The sequence below is a fragment of the Pseudomonas sp. ZY71 genome, from assembly GCF_036542145.1.
GTDB lineage: Bacteria > Pseudomonadota > Gammaproteobacteria > Pseudomonadales > Pseudomonadaceae > Aquipseudomonas > Aquipseudomonas koreensis_A.
On record NZ_CP144274.1, the window covers coordinates 2,419,107 to 2,442,209 of the forward strand.

The 23,103-nt window shown below is 61.7% G+C and carries 21 protein-coding genes and 1 pseudogene; 16 read left to right on the forward strand and 6 right to left on the reverse strand.

Annotated features, from left to right (window positions below; genetic code table 11):
• Positions 1 to 4: 4 nt before the first annotated feature.
• From VY732_RS10730 to VY732_RS10790, 13 genes and pseudogenes are all read left to right on the forward strand, one after another.
• Positions 5 to 1,711 carry a GspE/PulE family protein gene (locus VY732_RS10730; protein ID WP_116031134.1) on the forward strand — a complete coding sequence of 569 codons (1,707 nt, stop codon included), beginning with the start codon at positions 5 to 7 and terminating at the stop codon, positions 1,709 to 1,711.
• Complete coding sequence (locus VY732_RS10735) at positions 1,692 to 2,495, forward strand: hypothetical protein (RefSeq protein WP_077572077.1); 804 nt, start codon at positions 1,692 to 1,694, stop codon at positions 2,493 to 2,495. Before VY732_RS10730 ends, VY732_RS10735 begins: the two co-directional genes overlap by 20 nt.
• A gap of 1 nt (position 2,496) precedes the next feature.
• On the forward strand, positions 2,497 to 3,042 hold the full coding sequence (locus VY732_RS10740) for a PilN domain-containing protein (RefSeq protein WP_212622497.1): 546 nt from the start codon (positions 2,497 to 2,499) through the stop codon (positions 3,040 to 3,042).
• On the forward strand, positions 3,029 to 3,577 hold the full coding sequence (locus tag VY732_RS10745; protein ID WP_212622496.1) for a GspMb/PilO family protein: 549 nt from the start codon (positions 3,029 to 3,031) through the stop codon (positions 3,575 to 3,577). The genes VY732_RS10740 and VY732_RS10745 overlap by 14 nt, the downstream gene beginning before the upstream one ends.
• Entirely contained in the window at positions 3,577 to 4,089 is a 513-nt protein-coding gene (locus VY732_RS10750; RefSeq protein ID WP_077572079.1) for a hypothetical protein, read from the forward strand. Before VY732_RS10745 ends, VY732_RS10750 begins: the two co-directional genes overlap by 1 nt.
• Positions 4,086 to 5,933 carry a secretin N-terminal domain-containing protein gene (locus VY732_RS10755; RefSeq protein ID WP_077572080.1) on the forward strand — a complete coding sequence of 616 codons (1,848 nt, stop codon included), beginning with the start codon at positions 4,086 to 4,088 and terminating at the stop codon, positions 5,931 to 5,933. Before VY732_RS10750 ends, VY732_RS10755 begins: the two co-directional genes overlap by 4 nt.
• Before the next feature lie 2 nt (positions 5,934 to 5,935).
• On the forward strand, positions 5,936 to 6,409 hold the full coding sequence (locus tag VY732_RS10760) for a type II secretion system protein (RefSeq protein WP_077572081.1): 474 nt from the start codon (positions 5,936 to 5,938) through the stop codon (positions 6,407 to 6,409).
• A 5-nt stretch (positions 6,410 to 6,414) separates the two neighbouring features.
• Entirely contained in the window at positions 6,415 to 6,789 is a 375-nt protein-coding gene (locus VY732_RS10765; protein WP_007919395.1) for a type II secretion system protein, read from the forward strand.
• Complete coding sequence (locus tag VY732_RS10770) at positions 6,764 to 7,303, forward strand: type II secretion system protein (protein WP_077572082.1); 540 nt, start codon at positions 6,764 to 6,766, stop codon at positions 7,301 to 7,303. Before VY732_RS10765 ends, VY732_RS10770 begins: the two co-directional genes overlap by 26 nt.
• The gene (gene csgE / locus VY732_RS10775) at positions 7,300 to 7,692 is read left to right on the forward strand and encodes a curli production assembly/transport protein CsgE (protein WP_077572083.1); all 393 of its coding nucleotides are present in this window, start codon (positions 7,300 to 7,302) and stop codon (positions 7,690 to 7,692) included. The genes VY732_RS10770 and csgE overlap by 4 nt, the downstream gene beginning before the upstream one ends.
• Positions 7,689 to 8,120 carry a curli assembly protein CsgF gene (locus tag VY732_RS10780; protein ID WP_077572084.1) on the forward strand — a complete coding sequence of 144 codons (432 nt, stop codon included), beginning with the start codon at positions 7,689 to 7,691 and terminating at the stop codon, positions 8,118 to 8,120. Before csgE ends, VY732_RS10780 begins: the two co-directional genes overlap by 4 nt.
• Before the next feature lie 28 nt (positions 8,121 to 8,148).
• Complete coding sequence (locus VY732_RS10785) at positions 8,149 to 9,009, forward strand: CsgG/HfaB family protein (RefSeq protein WP_077572085.1); 861 nt, start codon at positions 8,149 to 8,151, stop codon at positions 9,007 to 9,009.
• 963 nt (positions 9,010 to 9,972) lie between these two features.
• Positions 9,973 to 10,343, forward strand: a pseudogene (locus tag VY732_RS10790) (DUF6124 family protein).
• A gap of 173 nt (positions 10,344 to 10,516) precedes the next feature.
• Here VY732_RS10790 and VY732_RS10795 read toward each other — a convergent pair.
• The 6 genes from VY732_RS10795 to VY732_RS10820 form a co-directional block, all read right to left on the reverse strand.
• Positions 10,517 to 10,801, reverse strand: a complete 285-nt coding sequence (locus tag VY732_RS10795; protein ID WP_331695373.1) for a type II toxin-antitoxin system RelE/ParE family toxin — start codon at positions 10,799 to 10,801, stop codon at positions 10,517 to 10,519.
• Positions 10,791 to 10,997, reverse strand: coding sequence for a type II toxin-antitoxin system RelB family antitoxin (gene relB / locus VY732_RS10800; RefSeq protein WP_034152589.1), 207 nt, complete (start codon positions 10,995 to 10,997; stop codon positions 10,791 to 10,793). Before relB ends, VY732_RS10795 begins: the two co-directional genes overlap by 11 nt.
• Positions 10,998 to 11,267: 270 nt before the next feature.
• Positions 11,268 to 12,719, reverse strand: a complete 1,452-nt coding sequence (locus VY732_RS10805) for a curlin (protein ID WP_077572089.1) — start codon at positions 12,717 to 12,719, stop codon at positions 11,268 to 11,270.
• 28 nt (positions 12,720 to 12,747) lie between these two features.
• Positions 12,748 to 13,212 (reverse strand): curlin, encoded by a 465-nt coding sequence (locus VY732_RS10810; protein ID WP_077572090.1) that lies wholly within the window; start codon positions 13,210 to 13,212, stop codon positions 12,748 to 12,750.
• Positions 13,213 to 13,284: 72 nt separating this feature from the next.
• Positions 13,285 to 15,519 (reverse strand): Ig-like domain-containing protein, encoded by a 2,235-nt coding sequence (locus VY732_RS10815; protein WP_331695374.1) that lies wholly within the window; start codon positions 15,517 to 15,519, stop codon positions 13,285 to 13,287.
• A 35-nt stretch (positions 15,520 to 15,554) separates the two neighbouring features.
• Positions 15,555 to 16,901 carry a hypothetical protein gene (locus VY732_RS10820; RefSeq protein ID WP_331695375.1) on the reverse strand — a complete coding sequence of 449 codons (1,347 nt, stop codon included), beginning with the start codon at positions 16,899 to 16,901 and terminating at the stop codon, positions 15,555 to 15,557.
• A 551-nt stretch (positions 16,902 to 17,452) separates the two neighbouring features.
• Here VY732_RS10820 and VY732_RS10825 point away from each other — a divergent pair.
• The 3 genes from VY732_RS10825 (at position 17,453) to VY732_RS10835 (ending at position 23,099) form a co-directional block, all read left to right on the forward strand.
• Positions 17,453 to 18,901, forward strand: coding sequence for an ATP-binding protein (locus VY732_RS10825; protein WP_331695376.1), 1,449 nt, complete (start codon positions 17,453 to 17,455; stop codon positions 18,899 to 18,901).
• 290 nt (positions 18,902 to 19,191) lie between these two features.
• A complete protein-coding gene (locus tag VY732_RS10830; protein ID WP_331695377.1) occupies positions 19,192 to 21,999 on the forward strand; it encodes a multicopper oxidase domain-containing protein in 2,808 nt (935 codons plus the stop codon).
• Entirely contained in the window at positions 21,996 to 23,099 is a 1,104-nt protein-coding gene (locus VY732_RS10835) for an SCO family protein (protein WP_331695378.1), read from the forward strand. Before VY732_RS10830 ends, VY732_RS10835 begins: the two co-directional genes overlap by 4 nt.
• Positions 23,100 to 23,103: the final 4 nt, after the last annotated feature.

Sequence of the window (23,103 nt, forward strand, 5' to 3'; positions counted from 1 at the left end):
AGCCATGGAACGTCTGTCCGTTGTCGTCGAACCGCTGCTGGCCGAATGCGCCCCCGAGCGCTTTTCCAGTGAACAGCTTGCCCAGGCCCGGGCGCGGGCCGCCACCTCCGGCGAACGCGTCCTAGAAGCCCTCGGCGTACTCTGTGAACTGGCGCCGATGCCGTTCATTCACACCCTCGGCGTCACCCTGCATTACCCGGTGCTCGACACCGACAGCCTGTTTGCCGCGACGCCGGTGTTCGACCGGGTCACCCTCGCACAATGCCTCAAACGTGAATTCATCCTGCTGCGCCACAACGACGAAGTCATCGGCGTGTTTGCCGACCCCTTCGACCCGGCGCGCCTGGCCTGGATCGACGAATGCCTGCACGGCGCGCCGCTGCATCTGGTGCACGCCGATGACCTCAAGGCCTATCTGGCCCGCCACGAAGAAAGCTTCCACGCCGTCGAATCGCTGAACGCTCAGGGCGACACTCACCACGAAATCGACACCCTGCAAAGTCTGTCGCTGACCAGCATCAGCGAAGACGCCAGCAGCGTGGTGAAACTGGTCAACTCGACCCTCTACGACGCGCTGAAAATGCACGCCAGCGACATCCACCTCGGCACCACCGGCAATGGTCTGGTGATCAAGTACCGCATCGACGGCGTGCTCAATAACATCAGCAAAGTCCAGGGTGCGGAGTTCTCCGAACAAGTGATCTCGCGGGTCAAGGTCATGGCTGAACTGGACATCGGCGAGAAACGCGTGCCACAGGATGGCCGCTTCAAGATCGGTATCAGCGGCCGCCAGATCGACTTCCGCGTGTCGATCATGCCGAGCATTTTCGGCGAAGACGCGGTGCTGCGGGTGCTCGACAAACAGGACCTCGCCGACAAGGTCTGCGGTGTGCAGTTGCAGGCGCTGGGCTTTGAAGACGAAACCCTGCGCCAGTTGCGCCGCCTCGCCGCCGAACCCTACGGCATGGTGCTGGTCACCGGCCCGACCGGCAGCGGCAAGACCACCACGCTGTACGCGATGATCACTGAGATCAACCACGGCGTGGACAAGATCATCACCATCGAAGACCCGGTCGAATATCAATTGCCGGGGGTGCTGCAAATCCCGGTCAACGAGAAAAAAGGCCTGACCTTCGCCCGGGGCCTGCGCTCGATCCTGCGCCACGATCCGGACAAGATCATGGTCGGCGAAATCCGTGATCCGGACACCGCGCAGATCGCCGTGCAATCGGCACTCACCGGTCACCTGGTGTTCACCACCATCCACGCCAACAACGTCTTCGACGTGATTGGCCGTTTCACGCAAATGGAAATCGACCCCTACAGCCTGGTTTCGGCGCTCAACGCGATTCTCGCCCAGCGCCTGATCCGGCTGGTGTGCGCCAGTTGCAGCGCGCCGGTCAATCCGAGCGATGAAGAGCTGCGCGCCTCGGGCCTCGATCCGCAGAAAGTCGATCATTACCACTTCGTCCACGGCAAGGGCTGCGGCCATTGCCGGGGCAGCGGTTATCGCGGGCGCACGGCGATTGCCGAGTTGCTGCACCTCGACGACGAGCTGCGCCAGATGATCGTCGAGCGCCAACCGATCAAAAAAATCAAAGCCCTGGCCTGCGCCCGTGGTTTGCGCCTGCTGCGCGAATCGGCGCTGGAGCTGGTGGAGCAAGGTCGCACCACGCTGGAGGAGATCAACCGTGTCACATTTATCGCGTGAGCGTTTTGTCGCCGTGCTCGGCGCCAGCGGTGTTGGCCTCGGTCAGCGGCGCGGCAGCGACACCCTGTGGCGGGGCAGCGTCGGTTACATCGACGAAGGCTTCCAGAGCTACGCGGTGGCGCTGGACACCCTCGACCGCCTGCTCGGTGAACACGCCGGCGCCGGCGCCGAACTGAGCGTGGTCATCTCCGGGCACTTCAGCCGCTTCTGCCTGGTGCCGTGGAGCGCGCAGATCAGCAGCCCTGAAGAACTGCGTGGTTTCGCCCAACTGTGTTTCGAAGACCTGTTCGGCGCGCCAAGCCAAGCCTGGAGTCTGGTGCTATCCGCCGAACCGGCCGGTTACGACCGCATCGCCAGCGCCTTGCCGCAAGACTTGCTCGAACGCCTGCGCACGCTGGTCAGTGGTCGCGGTCTGCGCCTGCGCTCTGTGCAGCCGTACCTGATGGCGGCGTTCAACCGCTTCGACAAAAGTCTCGATGCCGGCGACTTCCTCTTCGTCGTCGCCGAGCCGCAGCGCAGCGTGTTGTTGCTGGCCAGGGAAGGGCGCTGGGCCGGCGTGCGTTCGGTGGGCGGCAGCGACAGCGATGCCGCGTTGAATGCCCTGATCGGTCGCGAACGGCAGCTGCAAGCTTCGACCAGTGAACGCGCCTTCAACGTTTATCTGCATGCGCCGGCGCGCCTTGATGCGCATCCGGACGTGGCGGGGGTGCAACTGCGCACCCTTGAAGACGACGCGATGACCGTGCGTGACGGCTTGTACGTCATGTCCCGGGCGGTGGCCTGAGATGCGCGCCCTGAATCTGGATTTTCAGCCACGGCCGCGTTCCGGCCCGTTGGGTTGGAGTTTGCTCGGCGGCGGCGTGCTGCTGGCGCTGCTGTGCTTCGGCGTGCAACAGCACCTCGACGCGCACACCGAGCAGCAACAAGGCCACCTGCAAACCACCCAGCGCCAGCTCACCGGTGACAGCGGTGCCAAGTCCACCCTGAGCCCGGCGGAAACCCGTGAGCAAGCGGCGAATCTCGCCGAGATGCGCAAGGTCTCGCAGCAACTGCGCCGCCCATGGGAACGCCTGTTCGCCATGCTCGAAGCGATGCCACGTGATGACGTCGCACTGCTCAGCCTGACCCCGGATGCGCGCAAAGGTCAGGTACGGATCAGCGCCGAAGCGCGGGATCTGCAAGCGATGCTCGACTTCCACAAACGTCTGGAAGCCAGCGACGAACTGTCCGACGTCTCGCTGTTGAGCCACGAGATCGTCGTCAAATCGCCGGAACAACCGGTGCAATTCAACCTGTCGGCGACTTGGGAGATAGGCGATGCGAATCCCTAGGCTGATCGTCCACGAATACCTGCAAGGCCTCGGCATTCCGGGCCTGGCCGGGCTGGCGTTGCTGCTGATCGCGGTGGCTTGGGCACTCGGTGGTTTGCTGCCGGGCTGGCAATCGTTGCAGCACTTGAGCCAGCAGACTCAGGAAGCCACCGAGTACCTGGCCAAGGTTGAAGACGGCAGCATCGCGCCACCGGTGGTGCCGCAGCGTCAGCTCGACGACTTCCGCAACAAACTGCCGGCGCAGCCGCAAGCCACCGTCGCCATCGACCGCATCTACGCCCTCGCAGCGCAGGAGCACATCACCCTGGCGCGCGGTGAATATGCCCTCGGCGTCGATCCGAAAACCCATCTGGCGCGCTATCAGATCCTCTTGCCAGTGCGCGGCAGCTACCCGCAACTGCGCCGCTTCGTGCACGCCTTGCTCGGTCAGTTGCCAGCGGTGGTGGTGGAAGACCTTGAGCTGCAACGCAAGAAGATTGGCGACACCGACCTCAATGGCCGGATCCGTATGACCCTTTACCTGTCGAGGTCGTGATGAATACCAAGCGCGTGACAGGGTGGCTAGCGTTCTTCGCTGTGGCGGCCGCGCTGGCGTGGTTGCCGGAATATTTCTCGCCAACCGTGGACGCCGATTCCAACGCAGTAGCCGTCGCCACGCCGGGGAAAACCCGGGGCGCGCTGCCGGCCAGCACCGCCAAGGCCAAAGAGGCACCGATCAGGGACCTGAGCCCGGCCGGCGATCTGTTCGCGGCGAAATCCTGGAAGGCCGCGCCAACCCTGGCCACGGTCACCGAACAAGCGATCAACCCGGCCACAGTGGTGCAAGCCCCGAGCCTGCCACCGGTGCCGTTTCAGTTCGTCGGCAGGCTGCACGACCGCAGCGACCTGCAAGTGTTTTTGCAGAACGGCGAAAAGATCTACGTCGTGCGCAACGGGGATGTGATCGACGACACCTGGAAGATCACCGGCATTTCCGATCTGGAATTGAGCCTGGTTTACCTGCCTTTGCATTTGTCGCAGACCTTGTCTGTGGGGAGTACGCAATGAACCGTTCCCGTTTGCTGATGAGCCTCGGTCTGTGTGCCGGGCTGGCCGCGTGCAGCACTGCGCAGGTGGCCAACAAGGAAGCCGCCGACCTGATTGAACAGGGTCAGTACGAGGCGGGGCTGGCCCGGATCGAAGAAGGCCTGCGCGAAAATCCGCGCGACACCGAATTGCACCTGCTGCTCAACACCGGTCGGGCCAAGGCGATCACGTCGTTGCTGACGGCCGGCGACACCGACCGCGCGCGTCGCGATTTTACCTCGGCGCGCACCGCCTACATGCGTGTGCTGACCATCGAGCCGAACAACCGCCGCGCGCAGGATGCCCTGAAGCAGATGGAATACCTGCGCAGCATGGACGAGAAACTCGAGCTGGCCCGTGGTGACCTGCGTCGCGGCGACATCTACGGCGCTGATCGTCAGGTCAAACAGATCCTCGAACTCGACCCGGCCAATGAAGGTGCGCTGGAGCTGCAAGGCAACATTCGCCTGGTGCAGAGCCGCAACGTGATTGCCTATCCGCAACTGCGCACCAAGCTTGATCGGCCAGTGACCCTGGAGTTTCGCGACGCCAACCTCAAGACCATTTTTGAAGTGCTGTCGCAGGTCGCCGGGCTGAATTTTATCTTCGACAAAGACCTGCGCCCGGACATGAAAGCGACGATTTTCGTGCGTGACGTGCGCATCGAAGACGCGGTGACCCTGCTGCTGCAACAGAACCAGTTGCACCAGAAAGTGGTGAACGAAAACACCTTGCTGATCTACCCGGACTCGCCGCAGAAAGTGAAGGATTACCAGGAACTGGTGATGCGCACCTTCTACTTGACCAGCATCGACGCCAACACCGCGCTGAACATGGTCAAAACCATGCTCAAGACCCGCGACGTGTTCGTCGACGAACGCCTCAACACCCTGACCATGCGCGACACCGAAGACGCCGTGCGCATGGCCGAGAAACTGCTGCAATCGCAAGACCAGTCCAACCCGGAAGTGGTGCTTGAAGTGGAGGTGATGGAAGTCGCCACCCAGCGCATTCTCGACCTCGGCCTGCAATGGCCGAGCACCTTCGGCGTGGTCAACTCCGATGGTTCACCGGTCACCCTGTTGGGCCAGCTCAAGGGCATCAACTCTGACCGCATCTCCATCGGCCCTTCGCCGCAAGCCAAGATCAACGCGCAGGACAACGACATCAACACCCTCGCAAGTCCCGTGATTCGCGTCAGCAACCGTGAGCAGGCGCGCATTCACATTGGTCAGCGTGTACCGATCATCAGCGCCACCTCGGTGCCGTCGACACAGGGGCCGGTGATCACCGAAAGCGTGACCTATCTGGATGTCGGTCTGAAGCTCGAAGTGACGCCCACTGTGCACCTGAACAACGAAGTGGCGATCAAGATTGCCCTGGAAGTGAGTAACGCCACGCCGCTGGAACCGACCCGCCAAGGCACGATCCCGGTGCAGGTCGATACCCGCAACGCGCAGACCTCGCTGCGCCTGCACGACGGCGAAACGCAGATTCTCGCCGGACTGGTGCGCAACGACCACGGCGCCACCGGCAACAAGATTCCCGGCCTCGGTGACATTCCCGGACTCGGCCGCTTGTTCGGCAGCAACAAAGACACCATCGGCAAATCGGAACTGGTGCTGTCGATCACCCCACGGATCGTGCGCAACCTGCCGTACCAGAGCCCGTCGGACATGGAGTTCTCCACCGGTACCGAAACCAGCATGCACATCCAGGCCCCGGATCGTTCGCAGAGTTACGTGATGCCGTCGCCTGCCGCGCAGCCGCGTGCCGTCGGTGATTCGGCCGTGGCGACCACCCGCGTCACTGTCGAGAAGCCTTGACCATGAACACCTCCCAACGCGGTTTCACCCTGATCGAAGTCGTGGTGACGCTGGCCTTGATCGGCCTGTTGGCGAGCATGGCCGCGCCGCTGACCGAGACCCTGGTGCGGCGTGGCAAGGAGCAGGAATTGCGCAACGCGCTGTACCAGATTCGCGATGGCATCGACGCCTACAAACGCGCCTTCGATGCCGGGTACATCGAGAAGTCGCTGAACAGCAGCGGCTACCCGCCGAACCTGAAAGTGCTGGTCGAAGGCGTGCGCGATGTGCGCAGTGCGAAGGGCGCCAAGTTCTACTTTTTACGCCGCATCCCGCGCGATCCGCTGGTGCCGGCCAAACGGGATGACGAAGGGGGTTGGGGCGTGCGCGCCTACGACAGTTCGGCTCAGAACCCGCGCGATGGCGAGGACGTCTTTGACGTCTACTCCCACGCCCGGGGCAAGGGCCTCAACGGCATCGCCTACCGCGAGTGGTGAACCTCATGCGCCGGGAAAAAGGTTTTACCTTGCTGGAGTTGATGGTGGTGATGGCGATCATCGCCACGCTGATGACCATCGCCTTGCCGCGCTACTTCAACAGCCTTGAAGCGTCGAAGGAAACCACCTTGCGCCAGAGCCTGTCGGCGATGCGCGAGGCGCTGGATCACTTTTACGGCGACACCGGGCGGTATCCGGATTCCATCGAGCAACTGATCGAACAACGTTACCTGCGCAACGCGCCACTCGATCCGATTACCGAACGCAAAGACCAGTGGGTGCTGATCGCGCCACCGGACGGCGTTGCCGGTGGTGTGGCCGACATCAAAAGCGGTGCTACCGGGAGGGCGCGTGATGGCAGCCAGTATTCCGAGTGGTAACCGCGCGCAGCAGGGTGGTTTCACCTACCTGGGCGTGCTGTTCCTGATCGTGGTGATGGGCATGGGCCTGGCCAGTGCCGGCGAGTTGTGGTCGACCGCTTCGCGTCGCGACCGTGAACGCCAGTTGCTCTGGGTCGGTACTCAGTACGCCCAGGCGTTGCGCAGCTACTACCGCAGTTCACCGGGGTTGGCGCAGTACCCGAAAGAGTTGGTCGATCTGCTCGACGATCAGCGTTTTCCAGAAGCGAAACATCATTTGCGTCAGCTTTATCCGGACCCGATCGGTCAGGGTGAATGGGCAGTGCAACGCGGTTTCGATGGACGCATCACCGGCCTCAACAGCCCGTCGACCGAGCTGCCGTTGAAGCAGGCGGGCTTCCCGTCGCAGTGGTCGGATTTCGAAGGCATGCAGCGTTATTCGGACTGGCAGTTCGTGGCTGAAAAAGCCTTCCTCGACGGCACCAATGGCCCGGCGAAAGGCCAGTCGAATCTGCCACAGGCGTTGCAGCCATGACTCGCCAATGGTGGTGCGCGTTGGTCCTCACCGTGGTGGCGGGCTGCGCCCAGGCCGGTGAAGAAGACGAAATGATGGGCTTCATCGTCGACGACACGATCTCGCACATCGGCCACGACTTTTACTACTCGTTCAGTGAACGCCTGCGCGACACCAGCCCGATGGATTTCAACCTGGTGGTGCGCGAACGGCCCGACGCGCGCTGGGGCAGCCTGGTGACCGTGGAATATCAGCAACGCCTGGTTTATCGGCGCTTCCTGCCGCCGAACACCGTGGAACTGAAGGACGAGGCCTACGCGGCCGCCGACTGGGTTCGACGCCAGGTTGTCCAGCGCAAGCTGGAGGCTCTGTTGCAGGACACCACCGACCTTGAGAAGGACGAACTATGAACAGCACAACGTTCTCACGGCGCAGCGGATTCTGGATCTCGGGGTTGTTGATCGGGCTCGCCAGCGCTACCGCTGTCCAGGCCACTGAACTGGTCTACACACCGGTCAACCCGTCGTTCGGCGGCAACCCGTTGAACGGCACCTGGCTACTCAACAACGCGCAGGCGCAAAACGATTACGACGACCCGGACCTCAAGAGCCGTTCGACCGTGGCCGGCACGTCGGCGCTGGAGCGCTTCACCAGTCAATTGCAATCACGGCTGCTAGGGCAGTTGCTGGACAACATCTCCACCGGCAACGCGGGGAGCCTGTCCACTGACTCTTTTATCGTCAACGTCATCGACGACTCCGGGGCACTGAGCATTGAAGTGACCGATCGAGCGACCGGTGAGGTTTCGGAAATTCAGGTGAACGGCCTCAACCCGTGACGGGCTGACGGTTCCGGGGAGAACGGACATGAAAAAGATCATCGCGTTAGGGCTGCTGTTGGCGACATTACAAGGGTGCAGTCTGCGTGAGCCGATGTCGGCCGAGCAGGACACCGAAACCCCGACCCTGACTCCAAGGGCCTCGACTTACTACGACTTGCTGAAGATGCCGCGGCCCAAGGGCCGGTTGATGGCGGTGGTGTACGGCTTCCGTGACCAGACCGGGCAGTACAAGCCGACGCCGGCGAGTTCGTTTTCCACCAGTGTGACTCAGGGTGCGGCGTCGATGTTGATGGACGCGATGCAGGCCAGTGGCTGGTTTGTGGTGCTGGAGCGGGAAGGGCTGCAGAACCTGTTGACCGAACGCAAGATCATTCGCGCGTCGCAGAAGAAGCCGAATACGCCGGTGAATATTCAGGGTGAGCTGCCGCCGTTGCAGGCGGCGAACATGATGCTTGAGGGCGGGATCATCGCTTATGACACCAATGTGCGTAGCGGTGGGGAGGGGGCGCGGTATCTGGGCATTGATTTGCAGCGTGAGTATCGGGTGGATCAGGTGACGGTGAATTTGCGTGCGGTGGATGTGCGCAGTGGGCAGGTGTTGGCGAATGTGATGACCAGCAAGACGATTTATTCGGTGGCGCGTAGCGCCGGGATTTTCAAGTTTATCGAGTTTAAAAAGTTGCTTGAGGCTGAGGTGGGGTATACGACGAATGAGCCGGCGCAGTTGTGTGTTCTGTCGGCGATTGAGGCGGCGGTGGGGCATATGGTGGCGCAGGGGATTGAGCGGCATTTGTGGCAAGTGGCGGGGGACGCTTCTACGCCCGGGCAGGATGATGTGTTGAATCGGTATTTGACTCAGAACAAGGTTGATCCTGAGGCGGAGTGAACGTGGCGGCCTTTGGGCCGACCAGGTTCTTGCAGATGTACCCAGTGCCCACTGTGGGAGCGAGCCTGCTCGCGAAGGCTTTTTGTCAGGCGGCGGGGTTCTTTTTGACTGAGTACATATCCGTTTCTGCGGTAACGGCGGCTTAGGGTTCCGCCCTGACGGCGGGTCACCTTTTCCAAACGCCGAAAAGGTAACCCAAAAGGCTTGCTCCTGCGTGCGGCCCGCTCGCTGGGGCTCGGGGTTCCTTCGCTGCGGGATCGATCCGGGCGCAGCGCCTACGGTTTGCTTCGCTGCACCTCCTCTCGCTGTGTTTGGCTGCGCCAAACGGTCGCTGCGCTCCCACGCCCGGATCAATCCCTCCACTCAGCCTTCCGACGTCGCCCGTGGATCAAGATCAAAAGCAGGCGAGCTGACACTCGGCCTATTGAGTGGTTAAGGGCCAAGCGGTGTTCGGGTTTGGTTTTGTGTTGGATTCGCCCCTCACCCCAGCCCTCTCCCGAAGGAGAGGGAGCCGATGGTGGGCCTTTCAAAACCTGAGTTCAACGCGGTATCGCACGTCGGCGTACTTCTACCAAACCACTCGGTCAGTCCCCTCTCCCTCCGGGAGAGGGCTAGGGTGAGGGCTGCGATCTGAAGTGTGTTTAAAGAAGTGTCTGAATCGGCGGAACCTTCCCACAATGTTTTCAGGTTGTCCGTCGGACGTCCGGTCTCTAGCCTGTGTTCGTCGCTGTCAATTCAGCGACCGGGCGTGGAAACCCGAGTAACTACAGAGCGCACAAGCGCCATTCATAACGTATCCTTGCGCACCTCACTGTGTGCACTTTGTTATGGCGGCTGTGCGTGGGAGACCTTGTGTCTGCCGGGTTGCCTCTGTCCCGGGTTTCCAACCTGCGTACAGCTGCCACCTATTCGCTTGGAAACCGAATGGGGGCCAGCTATAACCGTCATACAGGGTAAGTAACCATGAAAAAACCAACACCCAACCCCCAGAACCAGACACCAACATCACATCCCCCTACGCCTCAGTCGACAGCAAAAAACTCCACGAAGCCGCCGACCGTGCCCTCGATTTTTACCTCAACCCCACACCTCACATCATGTCCAGCACCAACGAGCCGGAACCCATGTACCTCGCCAACCCCAGGTACAACACCGAATCCCTGCTGGCCAACGCCAGCGAAACCCTCGGCTCGGCCAGCGAAATGCTGATCAACTTCGCCGCCTCGCTGGAAACTTCACACCGCAAGACAGCACTGGGCATCGCACAAGTCGTCATGCTGGGCGAACTGGCGGTGAATCAAGCGCTGGATCACGTCGAGCTGAAGGATGGCTGATTGATCGTTCCCACGCGCAGCAAAGGAATGCAGCCCTTGACGCTCTGCGTCAAATTCGCGAGTTGGAACGCGGAGCGTCCCGAGAGGCATTCCCACGCAGAGCGTGGGAACGATCAAAAAAACCGTACCTCCACGGGAAGCACGGTTGCTTGTGTTGAGACGAGGAAGCGATCTTAACCGGGGTCGCGTCGAGGGTACTCCTGACGCGCATGCAAGATGCTCACAATCTCAATTTGGTCCGCCACTTGATGAACGACGAGATAGTTCGGGCTTACCACAATCTCTCGAGTGCCGGGAGAGCGGCCCTTGCGATACAGGTGTGGATGCCAACAAAGCGCAGATGTAGTTTTTACGACGGACTTGTGAAGTGCGGTCGCCGCTACAAAATTTCGCTCGCCAATGTAATTCAGGATTTTCGAGAGTTCGACCCGAGCCTTGGGTCGCCACTTAATCTGCATCAGCGCTTTTGCGCATTGATTCCATCAAGGCATTGATTTCCTCCATCACTTGCTCATGGGGAATACTCGGACGCGGATCATCGAGAGAGGCCTGTACTTCGGCCCGAAACCAACGGTCATAACTCGCAGCCTGCTCCTCGGGATCAAGATCCGAAACAACCGGGCACAGTGGGTCGATCAAGGACGGGTCGATCATAGAACCTCCGGGTTTGGTGCCTCGAAGTCTATTCGTTAACGGTATCGCTGTCGTCGCTGTCTGGATGAATTGCATGTAGGCCAAGCTCCATGAGGATCAAGTTGTCCCGGCAAATCCTAGAGCCTGTACTTCCGACGGCCAACCGCCAGAACTTGTCAGAAAACTCCCCGAATTTCTGAAAACGTTCCGTTTTCCGTAGGACGCAACTCAAGCGTCAGCGCAAAAAAAACCGCGACCCTCAGCAGGTCACGGTTTTCCAACACCCAACCCCTACTGCTGCAACACCGTCGCCTGGTTAGCCGACCCAAACTGCTGAATATTCGCCGTCTGCGTAACCCCACTCTGATCGACATTGGCAATGTTCCCCGTCCCGCCCTGGGTCACGTACGCCACGTTCATCGTATCTGCCTGCTTAACCGTGATCATGTTGTCACTGCCATACAACTGCGCGGTATATGCCTGGTTGCCAGACCCGGACTGATCAAACTCAGCACTGTTGCCGGTGCCATTCGAAGAACCCTGCACCAGGTTGCCCGTGCCGCGTTGATCGGAGATCAAAATGTTGTCGCTACCGTTCTGATCAAAATACAGCTCGTTATACGACTCAGCCTGACTGACCGTGGTCTTGTTGCCCGTCCCGGTCTGATGCGTTGTCATCACATGCCCAACGCCATCCTGAGTGAAGCTGGCGATGTTGCCATTGCCCGCTTGGGTGACGGTCGCACGCTGGTTGCTGCCGAACTGGCCACCCGATTGCGGGCCTTTCCAGTTGCTGGCGTAGACCTTGTTGTCGTTGCCCACGGAGGTGGCGCTGAGCGTGTGGCCGTCGCCGCTCTGGTAGGTGTAGTGGACGTTGCCGTTGCCGACTTGATACAGCGCCAGGGTCGAGTTGACCGATTCAAACTGGTCGGCGTAGATCGCATTGGTGTTGCCGACCTGGGTGACGGCGGCGGTGTTGTTTGCGCCGAAGCTTTGGTCGACCACGGTTTCGTTGCTGTCGCCGTATTGGTTGACGGTGGCTTGGCTGGCCAGTTGCGAGTCTTGCCAGATTTCGCTGCCGTTGAGGTTGCCGAACTGGTTGATGGTGATGTTGCCGCCGGTGCCGTTGCGTTGGTCGCCGTAGGCGTAGTTGCTTTCGCCGGCTTGGTTGATGCCGATCTGCCCGCCGTTGTGGGTGACTTGTTCGGCGGTGCCGTAGTTGGCGGTGCCGTATTGGGTGATCACCGAGCTGTTGCCGCTGCCTTCATAGAGTTGTTCGATGTTGGCTTCGTTGCTGTCGCCGAACTGGAAGGTTTTGCCTTCGCTGCCGTTCTGCGAATCCTGATAGATGAACGAGAAGTTGCCCGTGCCTTGCTGCTGTTGCAGCGCGCTGTTCGGTGCGCCGAAGCCCAGCGACTGGCTGGCGTGGGCGGTGTTGAAGGCACCGACCTGTTGCTGGGTGATGGTGGCGTTGTCTTCGTAAAGTTGTTCGGCGTAACCGGCGTTGTAATCGCCGACCGCGTCCTGGGTGATCACGCTGGTGGCGTGGTCTTGCACGGCGGCGGCGTCGTTGCCCTGGCCCAGTTGGGTCTGGGTGGCGGTGCTGAACGGAGCCTGGGTCTGTTTCACGTCGGCGATGTTGGCGGTGCCGACCTGGCTTTGGTTGGACAGGCTGTCGTCGGCCATGGCCTGGGCACTGATCATGACCAGCAGGGCGGCGGTGAGGGGCGTCAGTTTGAACATGATTGAACTCTCCGATGATTTGCAGTGCTTAGCGGTATTGCTTGACCGAAACGCTCATGCCGTTGCCCGACTGGGTCACGGCGCTTTGCAGCCCCGTGCCGGCCTGCTCGATGCTGGCGTCGTTGTTGTTGCCGTTTTGCGAAATCTGCGCGCGGTTGTGGCTGCCGTTCTGAGTGATCGAGGCGGCGTTGCCGGAACCGTTCTGGTTGATCAGCGCCATCAGGTCGCTGCCCTGTTGCAGGATGTACGCCTCCTGATTGCTGCCCGACTGCACGATCTGCCCGAGCAGCGACTGACCGTTCTGTTGCAGCAGGGCGACGTTGGCCTGGCCGAGCTGGTCGATCAGGGCTTGCTGACCCACCGGTGGGGGCAGTTCGCCGAGGTCGCTGCTGGTCGGGGCCAGGTCGTCGTTGTCCATCAGGTCGTCGGCGCGCACGCCTGCCGTGCTGCACAGCAGAAGCAGGCAAAGCAGGGCGGCGATCGGCGTGTTCATGGCTCACATCCTGTCAGGCGTTAACCGGTTTCAATTCAGCCCCAGCCACCCGCGAGTGGCTGGGGATCAGGCTTACAGCGTGGTCACCGAGACCGTGCGCACGGTGCCCTGGGATGAACGGATCGTCGCGGTCGGGTTGGCCGATGGCACCACCAGCGTGTTGTTCAGCGTCAGCCGCCAGCGACCGGTGACCGGTACGGTGGTGGTGCCGAGGGTGACCAGCCCGGTCGGGGTGGTGACCTGCACGGTGATGGTGTTGCCGGTGGTCACCGACGAGGTGCCGGCGAAGTCCCAGTTGAAGCGTCCGCCCGAGCGGGCCTGCACCGTCGAGGTGGTGATGGTGAAGGTCTCTGCCGCTGGCCGTGGCGACACTTGCACGGTGACCGTGGCCGGCGTCGACAGGGCGCCGAAGCTGTCCCGGGCGATGTAGGTGAAGGTCGTGGTGAATGCTGTGGTCACGGTGGCCGGTGGGGTGTAGGTGATTACCGTGCCGTCAGTGCTGACCGTGCCACGGCCGGCGGCCGGTTGGGTCAGGCTGGCGACGCCCAGCGGTACGTTGCCTTCCGGGTCGGTGTCGTTGGCCAGTACGTTGATCGGGATTGCCACACCCAACGTGGCGACGCTGTCGGCGACGGCGGTCGGTGGCCGGTTCGGCGCGACGGTGATCGTCACGGTGGCCGGGTTGGCCGAGGCCAGGCCTTTGGCGTCCTGCGCCTTGTAGGTGAAGGTGGTGGTCAGTGGCGTGTTGACCACGGCTGGCGGGGTGTAGACCACGGCGGCAGTGCCGCTGAGGGCGACGGTGCCTTGGCCGGCTGCCGGTTGGGTCAACGCAGTGATGCTCAGCGGATTGTTGCCGTCGGGATCGCTGTCGTTGGTCAGCAGGCTGAGGGTGATCGGCACGCCGAAGCTGGTGCTGCCGGTGTCGGCGTTGCTGATTGGCGCCTGGTTTTCACCGGTATCCGGTGCGGTACCGACCACGACAACGGGCTCGGTATCACTACCTCCAGCGGCGGACTTCACCGTCACGGTGGCCGGTGGCTGGGTCAGGTCGGCGACGGTGATGCGCTGCAGGGTGCCGGTTTTCGACAGGCGTCCGTAGCCTTGCGCAACCATGTCCGGGATCGCCACTTCATCGGTCGATGTCGCTTCGATCAACAAGGTTTTGTTGGCCCAGTTGTAGCGCGCAGTCTGCACTTTCACCACGTCGGTGAGCTTGGCCGACACCGACGTTGGACGGGTGGTCCCGGCCGGGTTGGTCGCGGTCACGACCACCACCGGTGGTACGGCACCAGTCCCCAGGCGTTGGCCAAAGAACAAACCGGTGTTGTCACCCGCCAGGCTGGTTTGGCACGGCGTTGGCGGTGGGCCGGGCAGCAGCGCCACGGTTTCGCGGAAGCACAGGGTCGAGCTGCTGTCTGCCTTGGCGAACACCTCGGCACGCACCCCCGTCGAGGTGCGGCGATAGGTGGCGCGGTCGAGTTCGACAGCGGTTTGCTGACGGTTGTCGAGCACTTTGCCGGCGACGGTAAACAGGCTGGTTTGAATCGTACCTGCAGCGGATGGCCCGACGATGCGTACGAAGTTGGTGTCGAACGGGCTGCCCGTTACCGCCTCGGTGAGGTTCGGATCACCGACGAAAGTTTCGACACCGCCGCTGTCAGGATTCACTTCGGTGTAAGGGCCGTTGACGCTGCGCAGGAACGGGCCAATGGCACCGGTCAATGCGCCGCTGAAGTTGCCCGGCGCGCCGATGCCGATGTCCTTGGTGATGTTGATCGCACGGCGCCCGGGGGTGGTGACGTTGACCGTTTCGACGCCATACGGGTGGGTGATGGTGTATGTGCCGGCTACGGGAACGTTCACCCGGATGCGAATTCGCGCGAAAGCTATTTGATCGCCGTCCACGGGATTATCCGAGGAAAACGCTGCTTCTATCCCCGCGACATAGGCGTCCATGCCGTAGCCGGCGCCATTGTTGGGGATGTTGGTTTCGGCGAGAAACCAGAAGGCTTCCGGCGGCCAGTTGTCGGGGAACACCATCGGCAGGGTGTCGTCGAAGACGCCCGGTTCCGGCAGCAGGGTGCACATGTAGGCCGGTGGCGTGCTGACCGCTACCCGCGAACTGGCGGCGCGTGACTGGCACAGTTCCATCGACAGCAGATTGTTGTCCTGATACCACATCGGGAATTTCCCGGTGGCGAAGGTGTAGGGGCCGGGGTCGACGGCGGCGAGTTGCGCATAGGCACTGCCGGTCAGCGAGAGAGCGAGCCCGAGCGCGTTGAGCGCAAAGCGTGGCCACTTGTTCATGATGCCTCCTGATGCGGATCTGGGCATGTGAGCGTTCATTGCACGATGACCACTTCTTCGGTGTCGCTGCCGCCGTTGGACGACGTCACGCGCACCTTGGCCGGTGGTATCGGCGAGATGCCGGTGGCCAGGGTTTTCACCGCGCCATCGCCGCTCAGCGCACCGATGGCGGCGCCGCTGCCGGAGGTGGCGGTGAGTACGGGGGGCGAGGTTTCGTCACTGGTCGAGGCCACCACGGTGAGTTGTCCGGAGCTCAGGCTGTATTGCGCGCTCTGGATCACCACCAGGTCGGTCAGGGTCATGGGCAGGGTGGTCGGCGTGCTGCTGGCGATGGCCAGGTGGTTGTCGGCGGTCACTTGCAGGACGCTCGGCACGGTCGGGTTGGCCGACGATTGCGCGTACCAGGCGCCGGTGGAGTTGGCTTCGGTCATGTTCAGCACCGGGGTGAAACTGGTCACGGCGACGGTGCCGGGCGCTGGTGGTGCGAGGACGAACACGTCTTGCTGGGCGACCGGCGCGCTGGTCCCCGCTTTGCGCGAGTAGGTGCTGCGTTGGGTGATCATTGGTGTGGGTCGAACGACCGCCGACAACTTGCCGGAGACGGCAAATATCGTCGTGCGCAGATCGAGGCCGTTGGGGCCTTCGATGCGGATGAAGTTGGTGTTGAACGGACTGCCGGTCACGGCTTCTTCAAGGTTCGGATCACCGACAAATTGCTCTGCCGAGCCAGTCACCGGATTGGTTTCGGTGTAAGGCCCGTTGAGGCTGCGCAGGAACGGTCCGACGTCGCCCTTGAGCGCGCCGTCGTAGGTTTTCGGTGTGCCGATGCCAATGTCGCGGGTCATGTTGATCGCGCGGCGGCCGGGCGTGTCGATGTTGAACACTTCGACGCCATACGGGTGGGTGATGACGTAGGTGCCGGCCGTAGGAATATCGACCCGGATGCGGATCCGCGCGAAGCTGATCTGATCGCCTTCCGCCGGGTCACCGCCACTGAACGCGGCTTCGATCGCCGAGCCGTAGGAAAGGTTGATGCCGCGCGCGGCGTCGACAATCGTGCCGTCAGCGGTGAACCAGAACGCCTCGTCGGGGAAGTTGCTGGGGAAGGCCAGCGGTTGAGCGTCATCGAATATGCCGGGCGCCGGCAGCAGCGAGCACATGTACGAAGGCGCACCGGGGGTGCTGGGCACGCGGGAGCTGAGCGCTTTGGACAGGCACAGGTCCAGGGTGCGACCGTGGGTGTCCTGATACCAACTGGCGAAACCACCAGTGGCCGGTGCGTACGGCCCCGGATCAACAGCGAACAAAGCGGCCTGAGCAATGCCCTGGGCCAAGGCGCTCACGACCAGGACGGTCGCGGTTTTGGACAGTAAAGGGTGCATGAGTTAATCCCTCTATCGAAGTACCTGCCCCTTGGGGATGGGTCAGTTGCACAGGGCCTGTACACCTTCCATGCCAAGGTGTGGTGGATGGGCGGGAGAGGGCCGGGATAGAGGGCTTGACGCGCAGAAGGGTCAGGTTTTTGGTCAGCGGGGAAAGGGCGTCATTCCCCAGGATTGGGGACGGTGGGGATGAACACTCATGGCCTGCCGAACACATATCCTTGTAGGAGTGAGCCTGCTCGCGATAGCGGTCTCCCTTTAACAAAAATGTCAGCTGACCCACCGCCATCGCGAGCAGGCTCGCTCCCACAAGTTTCTTCGACGAACACAAAACAGGTGAGCGAAACAGGCCACTGTGGGAGCGAGCCTGCTCGCGAAAGCGGACTTCCTGTGACGAAAATGTCGATTGACCTGCCGCCTTCGCGAGCAAGCTCGCTCCCACAGGGATTTGTGGTGGTTTGGGCGGTCTTATCGGGGCGATATCCCCGCAACCGGGCAAACACCCAACGGTGGGCTATAACCCTATAGGGACGTATAGAGAAGTCGCCGCCATGAACATGCAGTCGAAATCGCTTCCGGTCGAGGAGGGCAATCTGCGCTTGAGCTCGCGCAAGCAGTCGTTCAACCTGCTGCGCTGGTTTTCGCTGATCAGCATGGCGGTGATTGGTACCGTGGCCATCGCGCTTGGCGCGGTGTCGACGCGGTTCGTGATTGAAGAAAGCGTGCAGCGCGATGCCTTGCTCACGGCGCAGTTCATCCAGGCCATCGCTTCGGCTGAAGTGCGCCATGTGTCCATCCCCAACATCCGTACGATGGGCGAATTGCTCGATCCACGTCAGGACAAGGATTTTCCCGATGTCGATCCGCAGGCCCGGGCGGGCGCGCGGGGTGAGTTTCTCGATCACATCGAACACCTGCCGGACGTGATCCTCGCCAACATTTATGCCCCCGACCGTCAGGTAATCTGGTCGACCAACCCGGTGCTCATCGGTACCAGCATTCATGCCGACGAAGACCTCGATCGTGCCTTCAACGAAAAGATTCCGGTGTCGGCCAGTTACCACGACGTCGACAAGGCCCGTGAGGAGCAGAAGTTCGTCATCCCGCCGGATTACATCTTCATCGAGAACTACATTCCGCTGTTCGACGCCGAGGGCAAGAATGTCACGGCGATGGTCGAGATCTACAAGGAACCGAAAGACCTGATCGCACGCATGGAACGCGGCTTGACCCTGATCTGGCTGGCCACCGCACTGGGCGGCGGGCTGATTTATCTGGGCCTGTACTGGATCGTGCGACGTGCGGCGATTCTGCTCGCCGCCCAGCAAAAACAACTGATCGCCAATGAAACCTTTGTCGCACTGGGCGAGATGTCTTCTGCGGTGGCGCACAGTTTGCGCAATCCGCTGGCGACCATCCGTTCCAGCGCCGAACTGGCGCTGGAGTTCGATGCCGGCCCGGCCGAGAAGAACATCAAGGACATCATCGGCCAGGTTGACCGCATGTCGAAATGGGTGCGCGAGCTGCTGCAATCGTTGCGCCCGCTCAACGATGATCCGGAACCGGTGAACCTGGTGGCGACGCTGCACGAAAGCCTCGTCGCTTTTGAACAGCAGATCGCCAAGGCGGGCGTGCAGGTGGTGTTTCATCCGCAACACACGCCGATGGTGCTCAGTCAGCCGGTACAACTGACGCAGATCCTCAACAGCCTTCTGGCCAATGCGCTGGAGGCGATGGACAAGGGCGGCACACTGACCGTCAGCCTGGAACCGAGCGAAGAGCGTGGCGTGTGCGTGGTGCTCAGCGACACTGGCAAAGGCATGAATGAAGAGCAACGCACCATGGCGTTCCGGCCGTTTTTCACCACCAAGTCCGGTGGCCTCGGTGTCGGCCTGGTGCTGGTCAAACGCATCATGGAACGCTTCGGCGGCGGCGTGACCCTCGACAGCCGCGAAGGCGAGGGCACCACCGTTCGTCTGGCCTTCCAACTCGTCCCCTGATTCACACATTCCCCCTGTAGGAGCTGCCGAAGGCTGCGATCTTTTGATCTTGATCGTTCCCACGCAGAGCGGGGGAACGATCAACGCGGCCCGAGCCTTCGTCAGTTGGTACGCAAGTTTATAAACGCCGCAAAAATTTATGAACTTCCCCCATCACTGGGTGTCAAGCCCCGGTCACCGGGGAGTGGGGAAACCCACAGCATCCCCAAGTCCCTGTTACAACTGGAAATAATTTCTTGGCGCACTAGTTGCAAAACACCATCACCCCTTCCTTGATGAGGCGGCTGGTGATGGACAGAACAACTCGTAACCCAAGCAATACCTTTCTGCTGACGCCTCTGAGTGTCTTTCTGATGTTGACCCTCGGCACCATGGCCGGCGTTCGCGCCAGTCCGATCGATGACGAACGACAGCCAGAAACCTCCGACCCGTCGGCGTACTACGACGAGCCGGCAGACGAACCGACGGCGCTCAACGCCATCCTGACCATGCCCGAGGCCAACGAAGATTCCTTCGACTTGCCCGACGGCGTCAAAGGCAATCGCGCTGAAACGCGTATCGAAAACGTCCTGCCACCGTCCGTGCAGACCAGTTTCAACTACCCCACCAACGGCAAGCCGAGCCCGCTCTATGGCGCGCAGCCGTTCACCCAGCAGTTGACCCTGTTCGAAGAGTTTGGCCCGGAAAAACTCGACCCGACCACCCCGGCCGCGCCACTGCCATTTCCGCCGGCGGCGATTGGCCCGGCCCCCGCGCAGGACCCGAATAATGTCGCCCGCAGCGCGCCTCCCGGCACTGCGCTGGATGCATTCCTGCGACAACCGGGGCTGACGCCATTCCCCAGCCAATTCTCTAACGTGGTCGACCGCAACCCGTGGCAGGCGCAGATCGAAGTGTTCCTCAACCGGCACATCGGCTCCTCCGCTGAAGGTCGGCCGCCAGGAAAAGGCTGGGCGCACCAGCGCTGGAACGAGTTCTACCCGCAAGTCGCCTACAAAACCGCGCAAACCGGTGCGCGCCTCAATGGTGGCTTGCGTGACAACGTGCAAATGCACCATTACGCCGTGGGCGAGTTCGGCCCCGGTGGCCTGTACCACAACGTCGTTGGCGTACCGGCGACCGATGGCACCGCCAAAGGCGTCGATCCGCGTTTCCACCCGGCCATGCCCGTGCAAAACCACAACGCAGTGTGGACCTTCGACGGCACGCTGCCGCCGAAACTGTTGATGGTGCGCTACGGCCAACCGGTAATGATGCGCCACTACAACGGCTTGCCGATCGATCCGTCGGCCAACCGTGGTTTTGGCCTGCACACCATCAGCACCCACGAGCACAACGGCCACGCGCCAGCGGAAAGCGACGGCTATGCCAACGCGTTCTTCTTCCCGGGGCAGTTTTACGACTATCGCTGGCCGATCCAGCTCGCCGGTTACGACAGCATCAACACCAAGGCCGAAGACCCGCGCGCGGCGTTCCCCTGCGCACCGGGCGAAACCCTGTGGGTCAACGACCTCGCACCGGCGAAGAAGACCTGCGACAACGGCACCATCAAGATCCGCGGCGACTGGCGCGAGACCATGAGCACCCACTGGTTCCACGACCACATGCTCGATTTCACCGCGCAGAACGTCTACAAGGGCAACGCGGCGATGATGAACTACTACAGCGCCCTGGATCGCGGTAACGAGTCGGTGAACGACGGCGTCAACCTGCGTCTGCCCAGCGGCAGCGCCTTGCCGTGGGGCAACCGCGACTACGACGTCAACCTGGTGTTCGCCGACAAGGCCTGGGATCAGGAAGGTCAGTTGTGGTTCAACCCGTTCAACACCGACGGCTTCCTCGGTGACCAGGTTCTGGTCAACTGGCAGTGGAAACCGACCCTCGATGTACGCGCACGCAGCTATCGCTTCCGCATCCTCAACGGCTCGGTGTCGCGCTACTTCAAACTGGCGCTGGTGCGCGAAATCAAAGGCAGCGGTGGCGAGTTCCAGGGGCCGAAAAACTCCGGCGTGACCTACAGCCGCGTGCCGTTCCACATGATTGCCAACGACGGCAACATCATGGAACACAGCGTACCGTTCGACGGCAGCATGGACCTCGACGCCGACGGCGATAAACAGAACCACAACGCGATCCTGCCGACCCAGGGCATCGCCGAGCGCTTCGACATCATCGTCAACTTCTCGAAAAACGGCATCAAACCGGGGGACAAGCTGTTCTTCGTCAACCTGCAGGCCCACGACGACGGCAAGGGACCCAAAGAGGTCATTCCGTTGGGCGACATCCTGTCGGAGAAATACCTGGCGGTGATCAAGCAGACCAGCAAAGGGCCGCAGTGGGACAAGGGCGATCCGGCGGTGGGCAAGGTCTTGCAGCTCAACGTCAAGGCTTACACCGGCCAGGATCTGGCGATGAACCCGGCAGCCTACGAACCGGCGAAACCGGGCAAGGCGGAAGGGCTAGTGATGATCCCGTTGAAACTCCATCGCGACAACGCCGCCGATAAAGCCTTGCTGGCCAAGGCTCGCCACCGCACCTTCACCTTCGGCCGTTCCGACGGCACCGATGAAGCGCCTTGGACGGTCAAGACTGACGGCGGTTTCGGCTTCCACATGGACCCACGCCGACTCAATGCCTCGACCCAATTGTCCAGCGGCCCGACCGACGCCGGTGTCACCGGGTTCGGCACCCTCGAAGTGTGGAACATCAAGGCCGGCGGCAAGGGCTGGAGTCATCCGGTGCACGTGCACTTCGAAGAGGGGATCATCCTCAGTCGCGGCGGCAAGGCACCCCCAGAGTGGGAAAAGTGGGCGCGCAAAGACGTCTATCGCATCGGCTCGGAAGCGGATGGCCTGGACAGCGTCGAGATGGCGATCAACTTCCGCGAGTTCGCCGGGACGTACATGGAGCACTGTCACAACACCCAGCATGAAGACAACTCGATGCTGCTGCGTTGGGACCTTGAGAAGCCCGGGCAACTGCAACTGATGCCAACCCCGCTGCCAAGCTGGGACGGTGTGCGCTACGTCAACTCCGCCGCGCTGCCAACCTTCCGCAACGGTGACGGCATGGGCCCACAAGTGGTGGTCAAGCCATGAACCGCCGCCACGGTGACAGCCAACCTGTGCATACCCCGCGCTCCCGGGCGCTGGGCATGCACCTGGTGCTGATGCTGGTGGTCTGTGTGCTCGCCAGCCGTGTGCTGCTGGCGCATCAGGCCAGCGTCGGCGAGCCACCAGCGGCGAGAGAATCCGCCACCCCGTGGGGTGGCGACTATTTCCCCAACACCTTGCTGACCGATCAGGACGGTCAGCAGGTGCATTTCTTCGATGACCTGATCAAAGACAAAGTGGTGGTGATCAACTTCATCTTCACTTCGTGCAGCGATTCCTGCCCCTTGGAAACCGCGCGCCTGCGCCAGGTGCAAAAACTGCTCGGTGATCGGGTCGGCCAAGACATCTTTTTCTACTCGATCAGCATCGATCCGCTCAGTGATACGCCCGAAGTGCTCAAGGCCTATTCGCAGCGCTTCAAAGTCGGCCCCGGCTGGAGGTTTCTCACCGGCGAGTTCGAAGACGTCACCGACCTGCGCAAAAAACTCGGGCTGTTTATCGAAGGCGTCGACAACGGCCGCAACAAGGACCACAACCTCAGCCTGATCGTCGGTAACCAGAGCACCGGGCGCTGGATGAAAGCTTCGCCGTTCGAAAACCCGTGGATCCTCGCCGATCAACTGGCCAACACCTTGCAGAACTGGAAGCAGCCGAGCATCGAAGAAAGCTACGCCAATGCCCCGGACATTCGTCCGCCGAGCAATGGCGAAGAACTGTTCCGCACCCGCTGCGCCTCCTGCCACAGCCTCGGCCCAATGGATGGCCAGGGCCTTGGCATGCGCAGCATCGGCCCGGATCTGATTGGTGTAACGCGTAATCGAGATCCGAAATGGCTGAACCGCTGGATTCGCGAACCGGATCGCCTGCTCGCGGAAAAAGACCCGATTGCCCTGCAACTGTACGAACAGTTCGAGCGAATCCCGATGCCCAATCTGCGCCTGGACGAGCAATCCGCGCAGTCGATCATCGATTTCCTCCGTGATGAAACCGAGCGTCAGCAACCGTCCACCCCGGCCGTCGCCGACGGTGCTTTGACGCCAGTAAAACCGGGCGATCCAGCCGCAACGGTGAGTCAGATGCGGTAGCGGC

Excerpts from the sequence above, each read along its gene's own strand:
- VY732_RS10770 (WP_077572082.1), top strand. The coding sequence starts at position 6,764 with ATGGCAGCCAGTATTCCGAGTGGTAACCGCGCGCAGCAGGGTGGTTTC.
- VY732_RS10755 (WP_077572080.1), top strand. The coding sequence starts at position 4,086 with ATGAACCGTTCCCGTTTGCTGATGAGCCTCGGTCTGTGTGCCGGGCTG.
- VY732_RS10820 (WP_331695375.1), bottom strand. The coding sequence starts at position 16,901 with ATGCACCCTTTACTGTCCAAAACCGCGACCGTCCTGGTCGTGAGCGCC.
- VY732_RS10785 (WP_077572085.1), top strand. The coding sequence starts at position 8,149 with ATGAAAAAGATCATCGCGTTAGGGCTGCTGTTGGCGACATTACAAGGG.
- VY732_RS10745 (WP_212622496.1), top strand. The coding sequence starts at position 3,029 with ATGCGAATCCCTAGGCTGATCGTCCACGAATACCTGCAAGGCCTCGGC.
- VY732_RS10825 (WP_331695376.1), top strand. The coding sequence starts at position 17,453 with ATGAACATGCAGTCGAAATCGCTTCCGGTCGAGGAGGGCAATCTGCGC.
- VY732_RS10810 (WP_077572090.1), bottom strand. The coding sequence starts at position 13,212 with ATGAACACGCCGATCGCCGCCCTGCTTTGCCTGCTTCTGCTGTGCAGC.
- VY732_RS10815 (WP_331695374.1), bottom strand. The coding sequence starts at position 15,519 with ATGAACAAGTGGCCACGCTTTGCGCTCAACGCGCTCGGGCTCGCTCTC.
- VY732_RS10830 (WP_331695377.1), top strand. The coding sequence starts at position 19,192 with ATGGACAGAACAACTCGTAACCCAAGCAATACCTTTCTGCTGACGCCT.
- relB (WP_034152589.1), bottom strand. The coding sequence starts at position 10,997 with ATGATCGACCCGTCCTTGATCGACCCACTGTGCCCGGTTGTTTCGGAT.
- csgE (WP_077572083.1), top strand. The coding sequence starts at position 7,300 with ATGACTCGCCAATGGTGGTGCGCGTTGGTCCTCACCGTGGTGGCGGGC.
- VY732_RS10835 (WP_331695378.1), top strand. The coding sequence starts at position 21,996 with ATGAACCGCCGCCACGGTGACAGCCAACCTGTGCATACCCCGCGCTCC.
- VY732_RS10730 (WP_116031134.1), top strand. The coding sequence starts at position 5 with ATGGAACGTCTGTCCGTTGTCGTCGAACCGCTGCTGGCCGAATGCGCC.
- VY732_RS10740 (WP_212622497.1), top strand. The coding sequence starts at position 2,497 with ATGCGCGCCCTGAATCTGGATTTTCAGCCACGGCCGCGTTCCGGCCCG.
- VY732_RS10780 (WP_077572084.1), top strand. The coding sequence starts at position 7,689 with ATGAACAGCACAACGTTCTCACGGCGCAGCGGATTCTGGATCTCGGGG.
- VY732_RS10765 (WP_007919395.1), top strand. The coding sequence starts at position 6,415 with ATGCGCCGGGAAAAAGGTTTTACCTTGCTGGAGTTGATGGTGGTGATG.
- VY732_RS10760 (WP_077572081.1), top strand. The coding sequence starts at position 5,936 with ATGAACACCTCCCAACGCGGTTTCACCCTGATCGAAGTCGTGGTGACG.
- VY732_RS10805 (WP_077572089.1), bottom strand. The coding sequence starts at position 12,719 with ATGTTCAAACTGACGCCCCTCACCGCCGCCCTGCTGGTCATGATCAGT.
- VY732_RS10795 (WP_331695373.1), bottom strand. The coding sequence starts at position 10,801 with ATGCAGATTAAGTGGCGACCCAAGGCTCGGGTCGAACTCTCGAAAATC.
- VY732_RS10750 (WP_077572079.1), top strand. The coding sequence starts at position 3,577 with ATGAATACCAAGCGCGTGACAGGGTGGCTAGCGTTCTTCGCTGTGGCG.